The organism is Paenirhodobacter enshiensis (assembly GCF_000740785.1).
GTDB lineage: Bacteria > Pseudomonadota > Alphaproteobacteria > Rhodobacterales > Rhodobacteraceae > Rhodobacter > Rhodobacter enshiensis.
Genome location: NZ_JFZB01000014.1, coordinates 1 through 11759, shown reverse-complemented (window position 1 = coordinate 11759; position 11759 = coordinate 1). Strand labels below are relative to the sequence as shown.

The 11759-nt window shown below is 64.5% G+C and carries 7 protein-coding genes and 2 pseudogenes; 7 read left to right on the top strand and 2 right to left on the bottom strand.

All coding sequences use genetic code 11. From position 1 onward, the window contains the following. Positions 1-255: 255 nt before the first annotated feature. The 7 genes from alaS to cheB all read left to right on the top strand — a co-directional run bounded on the left by alaS (position 256) and on the right by cheB (position 10590). Positions 256-2916: an alanine--tRNA ligase gene (gene alaS, locus CG50_RS08790; RefSeq protein ID WP_036637253.1), complete on the top strand. Its 2661-nt coding sequence runs from the start codon at positions 256-258 to the stop codon at positions 2914-2916. Positions 2917-2932: 16 nt separating this feature from the next. Beyond that, positions 2933-3223 carry a DUF1330 domain-containing protein gene (locus CG50_RS08785; RefSeq protein WP_036637251.1) on the top strand — a complete coding sequence of 97 codons (291 nt, stop codon included), beginning with the start codon at positions 2933-2935 and terminating at the stop codon, positions 3221-3223. A gap of 84 nt (positions 3224-3307) precedes the next feature. Then, positions 3308-4102, top strand: coding sequence for a class II glutamine amidotransferase (locus CG50_RS08780; protein ID WP_036637249.1), 795 nt, complete (start codon positions 3308-3310; stop codon positions 4100-4102). Between the two features lie 191 nt (positions 4103-4293). Further along, a complete protein-coding gene (cysS, locus tag CG50_RS08775) occupies positions 4294-5685 on the top strand; it encodes a cysteine--tRNA ligase (protein ID WP_036637247.1) in 1392 nt (463 codons plus the stop codon). A 9-nt stretch (positions 5686-5694) separates the two neighbouring features. Continuing rightward, on the top strand, positions 5695-6456 hold the full coding sequence (locus CG50_RS08770) for a squalene/phytoene synthase family protein (protein ID WP_036637245.1): 762 nt from the start codon (positions 5695-5697) through the stop codon (positions 6454-6456). A gap of 184 nt (positions 6457-6640) precedes the next feature. Beyond that, positions 6641-9556 carry a methyl-accepting chemotaxis protein gene (locus CG50_RS16225; RefSeq protein ID WP_051909770.1) on the top strand — a complete coding sequence of 972 codons (2916 nt, stop codon included), beginning with the start codon at positions 6641-6643 and terminating at the stop codon, positions 9554-9556. 8 nt (positions 9557-9564) lie between these two features. Beyond that, the gene (gene cheB, locus CG50_RS08760; RefSeq protein WP_036637242.1) at positions 9565-10590 is read left to right on the top strand and encodes a chemotaxis-specific protein-glutamate methyltransferase CheB; all 1026 of its coding nucleotides are present in this window, start codon (positions 9565-9567) and stop codon (positions 10588-10590) included. 28 nt (positions 10591-10618) lie between these two features. Here cheB and CG50_RS16545 read toward each other — a convergent pair. Beyond that, positions 10619-10834: pseudogene (locus CG50_RS16545) on the bottom strand (hypothetical protein); the annotation flags it as partial. 15 nt (positions 10835-10849) lie between these two features. Continuing rightward, a pseudogene (locus CG50_RS16540) lies at positions 10850-11717 on the bottom strand (transposase). Positions 11718-11759 lie beyond the last annotated feature (42 nt).

Sequence of the window (11759 nt, the reverse complement as noted above, 5' to 3'; positions counted from 1 at the left end):
TCACCGGCGCGGAAAAGCCGGGCTGGACGGATCTTGGCGGGGGCATCCGGACGCAGATGCGGCGGCGGGTGGCGCTCTGTTCAGGCTCGTCCGATCTGTCGGTTTCGGGGCGGCTGCGCGGGGTCGATCGCCCATGTGGCGCGCTCCGGTCGCCGAAGCGTGACAGGACGGCACCCGGGGCGGCGCTGTTTGCTTTCTGGACAGGACCTTGCCGGGGCGGTAAACGAAGCCAAATCTTCCGGAAGGCCAGATCACATGCCAAGCCTTAACGATATCCGCTCGACGTTCCTGAGCTACTTCGAACGCCACGGCCACCGCGTGGTGCCGAGCTCGCCGCTCGTGCCGCGCAACGACCCGACGCTGATGTTCACCAACGCCGGCATGGTGCAGTTCAAGAACTGCTTCACCGGCGTCGAGAAGCGCGATTACGTGCGCGCCACCACGGCGCAGAAATGCGTCCGCGCCGGCGGCAAGCACAACGACCTCGACAATGTAGGTTACACCGCGCGCCATCATACCTTCTTCGAGATGCTGGGGAATTTCTCCTTCGGCGATTACTTCAAGGAAGGCGCGATCCCCTTCGCCTGGGAGCTGCTGACCAAGGACTTCGGTATCCCGAAGGACAAGCTGCTGGTTACCGTCTATCACACCGATGACGAGGCGGCGAACATCTGGAAGAAGGTCGCGGGCCTGCCTGATGAGCGCATCATCCGCATCGCCACCAAGGACAACTTCTGGCAGATGGGCCCGACCGGTCCCTGCGGTCCGTGCACCGAGATCTTCTTCGACCATGGTGAGCACATCTGGGGTGGCCCGCCCGGCTCGAAGGACGAGGACGGCGACCGCTTCATCGAGATCTGGAACCTCGTGTTCATGCAGAATGAACAGTTCGAGGACGGCTCGATGCGCACGCTCGATGCGCAGTCGATCGACACCGGCATGGGGCTGGAACGCATCGGCGCGCTGTTGCAGGGCAAGCACGACAACTACGACACCGATCTGATGCGCTATCTGATCGAGGCCTCGGCGAATGCCACCAGCTCGGACCCCGACGGCCCCGGCAAGGTGCATCACCGCGTGATCGCCGACCATCTGCGCTCGACCTCGTTCCTGATCGCCGATGGCGTGACGCCCTCGAACGACGGCCGCGGCTATGTGCTGCGCCGCATCCTGCGCCGCGCGGCGCGCCACGCCCATATGCTGGGCGCGAAGGATCCGGTGATGCACCGTCTGGTGCCGGCGCTGATCCACGAGATGGGCAAGGCCTATCCCGAGCTCGTCCGCGCCGAAGCGCTGATCGAGGAGACGCTGAAGCTCGAGGAAACCAAGTTCCGCCAGACCCTCGACCGCGGTCTGAAGCTGCTCGACGACGAGCTGGCGCGCCTGCCCGAAGGGGCGGAGCTGCCCGGCGAGGCGGCGTTCAAGCTCTATGACACCTACGGTTTCCCGCTGGATCTGACCGAGGATGCGCTGCGCGAGCAGGGCCGCAAGGTCGACACCGCCGGCTTCGATGCCGCCATGGCCGAGCAGAAGGCCAAGGCGCGCGCCAGCTGGGCGGGTTCGGGCGAGACCAAGGAAGCCCGGATCTGGCACGAGATCGCCGAAGACAAGGGCGTGACCGAATTCCTCGGCTATGACACCGAAGAGGCCGAAGGCCAGATCCAGGCGCTGGTCATCGATGGCGCCCAGGTGGCCAGGGCCGGCGCGGGCAAGGTGCAGATCGTCGTCAACCAGACGCCGTTCTACGCCGAATCCGGCGGTCAGGTCGGCGATGCCGGCATCATCCGCACCGAGACCGGCGAAGCCCATGTGACCGACACCCGCAAGGCGGCAGGCGTGTTCATCCACATCGCCGAAGTCACCATGGGCGAGATCGCTCAGGGGCAGGGCGCGCGGCTGATCGTCGATCACGAGCGTCGCGGCCGGATCCGCGCGAACCACTCGGCGACCCACCTGCTCAACGAGGCGCTGCGCCACGTTCTGGGCGAGCATGTCGCGCAGCGCGGCTCGCTCAATGCCGAGGACCGTCTGCGCTTCGACTTCAGCCATTCGAAGGCGCTTTCGCCCGAGGAAATGGCCCGCGTCGAGACCGAGGTGAACGGCTATATCCGGCAGAACACGCCGGTGACGACGCGTCTGATGACGCCCGACGATGCCCGCGCGCTCGGCGCTCAGGCGCTGTTCGGCGAGAAATATGGTGACGAGGTCCGCGTGGTCTCGATGGGGGTTCAGCCCGGATCGGGCAAGGGCACCGACAAGGAGACCTATTCGGTCGAGCTGTGCGGCGGCACCCATGTGGCGCGCACCGGCGACATCGGCGCCTTCGTGGCGCTGGCGGATACGGCGTCTTCGGCCGGCGTGCGCCGCTTCGAGGCGATGACCGGTCAGGCCGCCATCGACTATCTGAAGGCGCAGGACGAGAAGCTGCATGAGGTCGCGGCGGCGCTGAAGACCTCGACCGTCGAAGTGGTCGAGCGGGTTCAGGCGCTGGCGGAAGAGCGCAAGCACCTCGCCAACGAGGTCGCCGAGCTGCGTCGCCAGCTCGCCATGGCGGGCGGCGCCGAGGGCGGTGCCGCCGAGGCCGAGACGGTGAACGGCATGGCCTTCATCGGTCAGGCGGTCTCGGGCGTGACCGGCAAGGATCTTCCGGCGCTCGTCGATGCGCTGAAGGAGAAGGTCGGTTCGGGCATCGTTCTGGTGGTCGCCGATGCGGGTGGCAAGGCGGCGGTCGCGGCCGGCGTGACCGCAGATCTGACCGGCCGGATCTCGGCCGTGGATCTGGTCAAGGCGGCGGCTGCGGCGCTTGGCGGCAAGGGCGGCGGCGGCCGTCCCGACATGGCACAGGCCGGCGGTGCCGACCCGTCCAAGTCGGCCGAGGCGATCGCGGCGGCACGTGCCGTCGTGGCCGCGGCGTAACCGGGCGGAGGCGAAGATGGCTGCGGCTTACTGGATTTCGCACATCACCGTGACGGACCCGGAGGCCCATGCGGCCTATGCGAAGGCGGCCAGTCCCGCCTTCGCGAAATACGAAGGCACCATCCTTGCCCGCGGCTCGCGCTACGTGACGCTCGAGGGCAAGGAGCGCGGCCGCCACGTGGTGATCCGCTTCCCCAGCCTCGAGGCCGCCGAGGCCTGCTATCGCAGCCCGGAGTATCAGGCGGCGCTGGCGCTGACCAACGGCACCTCGGAACGCGATCTGGTGATCGTCGAAGCCGTCGAATGACTTTATTTGCCGCTCCGCCGCTGATATGATCCCCGGATCACTTCCAATCAGGCGGGGCGGATCAACTGCCCCGAGGGGCAGAGCATGTGCCGTTGGGCGGCCTACATCGGCAATCCGGTGTTTCTTGAGGATATCGTCAGCCGTCCGGGTCACTCGCTGATCCAGCAAAGCCTGTGCGCGACGCGCTGCCACACCGCGATCAACGCCGACGGTTTCGGCGTCGCCTGGTATGGCGAGAAGCCCGAACCCGGTCTTTACCGCGACGTGATGCCGGCCTGGTCCGATCCGAACCTGAAATCGCTGACCGCGACGGTGAAATCCGGGCTGTTTCTGGCGCATGTGCGCGCCTCGACCGGCACCGCGACCTCGCGCAACAACTGCCATCCCTTCGTCTACGGCCGCTGGTCGTTCATGCACAACGGTCAGATCGGCGGCTATGACACGTTCCGCCGCTCGGGCGAGATGCTGATCCCCGACGCGCTTTACCCCTCGCGCAAGGGCGCGACCGACAGCGAGGCGCTGTTCCTCATCGCCGTGTCGGAGGGGCTGGAAGCCGACCCCAAGGCCGCGATGGAGCGCGCGACGGCGCGTCTCGAGGCGCTCGCGCGCGAGAAGGGCCATGCGCCGTTCATGCGGCTGTCTGCGGCGCTGTCGGATGGCCAGCGGCTTTATACCGTGCGCTATTCCTCGGATGACGAGGTGCCCTCGCTCTATCATCGCTGGTCGGACTCGCGTCAGGGCCGGGCGGTGGTGTCGGAGCCCCTGGAAGATGGCGAAGGCGACTGGATGGAAGTTCCGGCCGGCAGCTTCTGCACCTTCGAGGGCAAATCCGTCACCGTCGAGCCGTTCCGCCCCGCGGCGAAAGCGATGGCCGCCTGATTCTGGCGCGGGCTTGGCAGGGGGGCGCGGGCGCTGTATGAAGGCGCCATGAAGATCGTCGCCGCCCTCATCCGCTCTGCTTTCTGCTGCTGACCTTTTCTGCTGCCCAAGGTCGCGCGGGACGGTCTTCCATTCCCTGCAGAGGACGAAGCCGATGACCCCGCGGCCGTGACACCGCCTTGCGAGGACTTATGACCGAGATCCGCCTGCACAACACCAAGACCCGCTCGAAACAGGTCTTCACGCCGATCGACCCGAAGGACGTGCGCATGTATCTGTGCGGCCCCACGGTCTACGACCGGGCGCATCTGGGCAATGCCCGGCCGGTGGTGGTGTTCGATGTGCTCTATCGGCTGTTGCGGCTGGTCTATGGCGAGGAATGCGTGACCTATGTGCGCAACTTCACCGATGTCGACGACAAGATCAACGCGACGGCAAAAGCGCGCAAGGACGCGGGCGCGCCCGGCACGCTCGAAGACCTGATCCACGAGCGCACGCAGGAAACTATCGCCTGGTATCACGAGGACATGGATGCGCTCGGCGCGATGCGCCCCGACCGCGAGCCGCGCGCCACCGCCTATATCGGTGCGATGATCGCGATGATCGAGCGGCTGATCCTGGCCGGGCACGCCTATGCGCGCGAGGGGCATGTGCTGTTCCGCGTCCGCTCCTACAGCGATTACGGCAAGCTGTCGGGCCGGACGGTCGATGACATGATCGCGGGTGCGCGGGTCGAGGTCGCTCCGTTCAAGGAAGACCCGATGGATTTCGTGCTGTGGAAGCCGTCGGACGCGGATCTGCCGGGCTGGGACAGCCCCTGGGGCCGCGGCCGTCCGGGCTGGCATATCGAATGCTCGGCGATGAGCTACGAGCTGCTTGGCGACACTTTCGATATCCACGGCGGCGGCATCGACCTGCAATTCCCGCACCACGAGAACGAGATCGCGCAAAGCTGCTGCGCCCATCCCGAGGGCAGCTTCGCGAATTACTGGGTGCATAACGAGATGCTCCAGGTCGAAGGCAAGAAGATGTCGAAATCGCTCGGCAATTTCTTCACCGTGCGCGACCTGCTGAACAAGGGCGTGCCGGGCGAGGTGATCCGCTTCGTCTTCATGCAGACCCATTACACCCGGCCGATGGACTGGACCGCCGAGAAGGCGCAGCAGGCCGAAGGCGTGTTGCGCAAGTGGCGCGCGCTGACCGGGGACGTGACGCCCGCGGCGGAACCCGCTCCCGCCGTCATCGCCGCGCTGAGCGACGATCTGAACACCGCGGGCGCGATTGCCGAGCTGCACGCGCTGACCGGCGATCCGGCGCTGCTGAAGGCCTCGGCGCAGATGCTGGGGCTGCTCCTCGACGAGATGGGGGATTGGGCCGCGGCGCCCGAGGCCGATCTCTCGGCCCATGCCGATCGTCTCGCGGCGCTGCGCACGGCGGCGATGGCAAACAAGGACTTCGCCCCGGTCGACGCGTTCAAGGCGGCGCTGGTCGCGGCGGGGGTCGAGGTGCGGATGTCGAAGGCGGGGGTGGAGCTGCTGCCCGGCGCGGGCTTCGACGCGGCGCTTCTGCCCGCGCTCGGCTGAGGCGGCGCGATGAGCGGGGCGACGCTCGCCACCAGCCTTGCCGAGGCGGCCCGGCGTGTCGAGCAGGGCGACCCGGACCGTTTCGCCGCGACGATGGCGACGCCTGCCGCGCTGCGCGACCGGCTGTGGCCGCTCTATGCCGCGAATATCGAGATCGCCCGCGCCCCCTGGGCCTCGTCCGAGCCGATGATCGGCGAGATGCGGCTGCAATGGTGGGTCGATGGTCTGGAGGCGCTGGCCGCGACGGGCAGGGCGCCCGATCACGAGATCGGCGCGTCCTTGCTGCCGCTGCGGGCCTGCGCGGCGGGGCTTGCCCGCATCGCCGAGGCGCGCCGTCGCGATTGCTGGCGCGAGGGGTTTTCGACCGCCGAGGCACTGAACGATTACCTGCGCGCGACGTCGGGCGAGTTGTTTTCCCTTGCCGGTGAGGCGCTTGGCAGTGTCGAGACAGAGGCGTTGCGCGATTATGGCACGGCGGCGGGGATGGCTGCCTGGCTGCGCGCCGCACCCGAGCTGAGCCTTCGCGGCTGGCAGCCGCTACCGGAAAGCGGCGAGGGGGCGGGGGCATTGGCCGGTGCGGCGCTCGCCGGTCTGACCGCGGCGGAGAAGAGGTTGCGCCATGCTGACCGCGCGGCGCGGGTGGCGATTCTGCCGGCCTGGCAGGCCCGTTCGGTGCTGCGCCGCGCGCTGCGCACGCGAGGGGCAGGGCCGCTCGATGGATCGGAATTCGCGCGCCGCTTCGGGCTTGTGCGTGCCTGTTTCCGGCTCTGAACGGAAAATTTCGCGTGCCGATCCGAAATTCTGCCGCTTCCGGCATCGGCGCACGGCTTTCTTAAGTCAATTTTCACGGCTTCCGGCCACGGTTTCCTCTGACGGGCAAGGCCCGGTTCGGATGATGCGGTGGTGACCGCGCCCGCTTCGGCGGCGCTCTCCGCCCGGTTTCGGAGAGGACTGTATGAAACTTTTGTACACGCTGCGGCTCGGGATCAAACTGCCGCTGATGCTGGTGTCGATTTCCCTCGTGGCCCTGCTGGTGATGGGAGTTATGTCCTATCGCCTGGCGGCCGACTCGCTGCTGCGCGATGGCAAGGCGCGCCTGACACAAGAGCAGACGGATCATGTCAGCATGATCGAAAACTGGTCGAAATCGGCGCTCGACGGCGTGACCGTCGCCCCGACCTATGTCGGCATCCGGACAGCATTTGCTGGGTTCGTCAATCCCGCTCCGGGGCTTTCGCCCGAGGATCTGCGCAAGCGCTATGCGCCGGGGCTGACCACTCTTGCGCATCGAGAGAAGCTCTACGATCTGATGTTGGTGAACGATCGCGGCGAAATCGTCTTCTCCACGGTCAGCAAGCCGCCTTCCGAGACGGCGAGTGCGGCCATCGCCCGGGTGGTCCGAGAGGCGTCGGAGCCCGGCAGGACCGAGCCGGCCGTTTCGGAGATCGTCAGTGGCGTCGATGGCGATATACCGGTCATCTATCTGGCCATGCCGATCCGGCAGGACGATGTGGTGCCCTCTCGTGGGGTGCTGATCTATGCGAACTCGTTGCGTCCGATTTTCGATGAGATGAACGATACGAGATCTCTCGGCGTCACCGGAAAGGTGTATGTGATCGACGCCGCGCGTCACGTGATCCTCGGCAATGCGGAGCGTGTGACCTCCGGCCCGGCGGAACGCATCACCTCGGCGCTCAGTGGTACCAAAAGCACCAGCATCGGGCTCGGCTCCGACGGAATTCGCGTGGTCAGCGCCTCCGGCCCGGCCGAGGTCTTCGGGCATCGCTACGCGGTCCTCGTCGAAGAGGCCCTGGGCGAAATCTCGGCCCCGGCGCATCGTCTGGCGCTGAACATGATGTTGGCGGGTCTGGCGATCATGGTGCTGCTGACGCTGATCTCCTGGTTGATGGCACGCTCGGTATCGCGTCCTCTGGCCGGCGTTGCCGATGCCATCCACAATATTTCCGAGCGCCGCCTCAACGAGGGGAATATCGTCGGAACGGACCGGGGCGATGAGGTCGGCCTTATCGCGCGCGCGCTCGAGGGGCTGCGTGGAGAGCTGATCCGCGCGGAGAAAACCCAGCTCGAGGCCACAATTCAGGGAACGGCTTTCCGAACCTCTTCTGCGGCCATGATGATGATCGATGCAGATTTCTCGATCACCTATGTCAATACGGCGATGATCCGGCTGATCAACGACCGGATCGACGATTTCCGGGCAGTTTCTCCGACGATCGTCCCCGAAACGCTGGTCGGCAAGACGATGGACCTGTTTCACCGCAATCCCGAATATGCCCGCCGAATCCTCAACGATCCGACCAGGCTGCCCTATCACGCAGAACTCACGATCGGGGCGGGGCGCTTCGCTCTTGACGTGAACTCGATCGAGATTGCCGAGAAGGGGCAGATCGGGTTTGTCGTCGAATGGCGCGATGTGACGGAACTGCGGATGAATCGTGCCCTGATGCAGGCCATGGGTGACACGCAGCTGATCCTGGAAACGACGCCGGATGGCACGCTGTGCAAGGCGAATGAAAATCTGGTCCGAGCTCTCGGGTTCAATGAGTCACAGCTGATCGGAAGAAAGCTCGTGGATATCGTTGCCGGAACTGGCGAACAGCAGGGCTACTGGGATCGGCTGAAGCGGTTCGAGGCCGTGAGCGGGACATTCCGGCTTGCCGGACACGGCCGGACTGTCATTGCCGAGGGCAGTATCACGGCCGTTCCCGATCAGAAGAATGAACTGATGCGCATCGTGATGATCGCGAATGACGTCACCGTCGCCGAAATGGCGCTGAGCGCTGAACGCGAGCGCAGTGAGCGCCTTGCCAAAGATCAGGACATGGTCGTGGATGCTCTCAGGATCGGTTTGACGGCTTTGTCTACCGGCGATCTGACGGTGCAGATCCGCGAGGCCTTCCCCGCCCAATACGAACAGCTGCGGGCCGATTTCAATGGGGCGGTCGGAACCCTCGCCTCGGCCATGCAGGTCGTGATCGACAATGCCGCCGCGATCGACAATGAAGCGCGCGAGATCAACTCCGCTGCTCAGGATCTGAGCGCGCGCACAGAGAAACAGGCTGCAACTCTCGAAGAAACGGCTGCGGCACTGGACCAGCTGACGGTTTCGGTCAGTTCCGCGTCGAATGGCGTGATGGATGCAAACCGGGTGGTCAAGCTTGCCCGAGAAAGCGCCGAAAGCTCCGGTGGCATCGTTCAGCAGGCCGTGGCCGCAATGGGCGAAATTGAAGAATCGTCGCGAAAGATTTCGCGCATCATTGGTGTGATCGACGATATCGCCTTCCAGACCAATCTTCTGGCTCTGAACGCCGGGGTCGAGGCGGCCCGTGCCGGCGAAGCCGGGCGTGGCTTCGCGGTCGTTGCCTCCGAGGTTCGGGCGCTGGCACAACGTTCCTCCGAGGCTGCGCGCGAGATCGACGGCCTGATTACGACGTCTTCCGGGCACGTCCGGAGGGGGGTTGACCTGGTCGGAGAGACTGGGATCGCACTGGAAAAGATCCTGTCGTCGGTCAACGACATCGCATCCCGTGTCTCGGAAATCGCCGCATCGGCGCATGAGCAGGCCGCGGGGCTGTCGGAAATTAATATTGCCGTGAATCAGCTTGATCAGGTGACACAGCACAATTCGGCAATGTTCGACCAGACGACGGCGGCTAGTCAGGCTCTGACGCAGGGCGCTCAGGAACTTGCCGCAGCCGCGGCCCGGTTCCGTACCTCAGATATGGACCGTCCTTCGGCCGCAGAACCGGCTTCGTCCCGGGTCGTGACTCCCATGCCCAAGCGGGTGCAGCAGTCAGGAAACACGCTGAAGGCCGTCGCTGCTGAAGATGAAGGATGGGAAGGGTTCTGAGTAGTCTCATGCGAAGCCCCGATGTTCCCAGAAAGGTCCTCATCGTCGACGATTCACGAACGATCCGTCGACTGATCAAAAGCCGGTTATCCCGCGATCCTCGGATCGTGGTGGTCGGCGAGGCCGAAGATGCCTATCAGGCAAAAAGACTCGTCAGCGAACTGTCCCCCGATGTCCTGACCCTGGACATCGAGATGCCCGGAATGAATGGCCTGGAGTTTCTACGCAAACTGATGCGTGTGCGACCGGTTCCGGTGGTCATGATCTCGGCCGAGACGCAGCAGGGGTCTGAGCGGGCGCTTGAAGCACTGTCTCTCGGTGCGGTCGATTGCGTCGGAAAACCTGGTCCAGGGGCGCTGGCGACAGCCTTCTCCGATCTGGCCGAGCTACTGTATTGCGCTGCCGGGGCGCGTCTTCGGCAGCCGCAACGCAGTCCGGTCAAAGCGGCTTCCTCGGTATTTCATTGGAACGGGCGGGTTGTTCTGGTCGGCTCTTCCACCGGGGGTGTCGATGCTTTGGAGATCATGCTGGCGGATTATCCGGAAAACTGTCCTCCCACCCTGATCACGCAGCACATGCCCAAGACTTTTTTGTCGAGCTTCGCGCGACGGCTCGATTCTAAAGTTGCTCCACATGTCGTGCTTGCGGAAGACGGGATGGGACTGGAACAGGGCAAGGTTTACCTTGCCCCCGGGGGGGAAACACATTTGACGCTTGACTGGCGTGCGGCGCCTCTGTGCCGTCTTCTTTGGTCCGAAAAATGTGGTGGCTACCGTCCGTCGGTCGAGGTGTTGTTCCGTTCAGCCATTCCTTGGGCTAATCGCATCTCTGCCGTGATGCTGACGGGAATGGGGCGTGACGGCGCTGCAGCAATGCGGCGATTGCGCGATGGTGGCGCGGAATGCTTCGCTCAGGACGAAGCAACCTCTGCGGTGTATGGCATGCCGAGGGCTGCGATTGAAAACGGGGCCGCCGATCGCGGTCTGCCCATCACGGAAATTGCCTCGGCAGTTCTTGGCACTGCGCAGTCGTAAGGTGTCTAGGCTCAGGACTCGTTCTGGCTCAAAGCCAGAACAAGACGGTTGCGGCGGGTATGATCGCGGAGAAGAATGTTTCCGGGCACCGGTCGTATCGGGTTGCGACGTATGAGGAGGATCAGAAAACAGTCCAGCGGACTGTTTTCCCGACGATTGGTCAGTCCTTAAGCCTGCCGAACATGATCTCGATGCGGTTGCGCCGTTTGTCGTAATTCACCGCCTTCTTGCGTGGTCTTTCGCCCGTTTTGCCGGACACTCAGGCGGTTGCGTTTTGAGTGGCAATGAACTCGCGTGGCGAGCGCATTTTCAGCCCTGAGTGCGGGTGGTTTTCTCTGTAGTCCTCGATCCAGCCGAGAACGGTTTGGGCATCAGGCAACGGCGTCACCTGGACGTAGTCGCGCTTCAGCGTTTTGACGAAAGCCTCGGACATGCCGTTGCTCTGCGGGCTCTGGACCGGCGTGAAGCAGGGTTTCAGGCCGAGTTGGCTGGCAAAGATTTGCGTTTCTTTCGCGATGTAAGGCGAGCCATTGTCGGTGAGCATCTCGATCACATACGGGGCACACGGTAGGTGCCGAAGCGGCACTCCACAGCTTCGAGCATGATGTCACGGATCTCGGAACCGCTGATCCCGGCATTCACCACGGCACGTCAGGAGATGATCCCGCGGTCGTGGGCATCGATGAGGAAGGCGGCGCGTACGATGCCGCCGTTCCAGCAGGTGAACTCGAAACCGTCCGAACACCGGCGCAGGTTCGAGCGCATGACGATGACCTTGCCGTCGTGCTCGTGCTCGGGCCGCTCGGGGTATTTCCGGGCCAGCAGCAGGTTGTGGATTTGCATGATCCGGTAGACCCGCTTGTGATTGACGGGCGCCAGGATCCGGTCTTCCATCTGGCGAACACCCTTGTTGCTGGTCGCGTCGTCGTCTGCGACCACGGCGACACGCCCTCCTTCGAGCATGAGACGGCGCCAACGATAAGGACGTTCGCTGCAACACCATTGCGCCGTGCGACCACTGAGATGCTGGACCGATCGTCCAACGTCTCCCCGACAATCCGTAGCTTTTCAGTGGCAGACCAACGGCGCCGACGGCCGCCATCGGTGACGATTTCAATCTCAGACATAAGCAGGCATATGTATCGACCCAGTGAAAATCTGCTCATGCT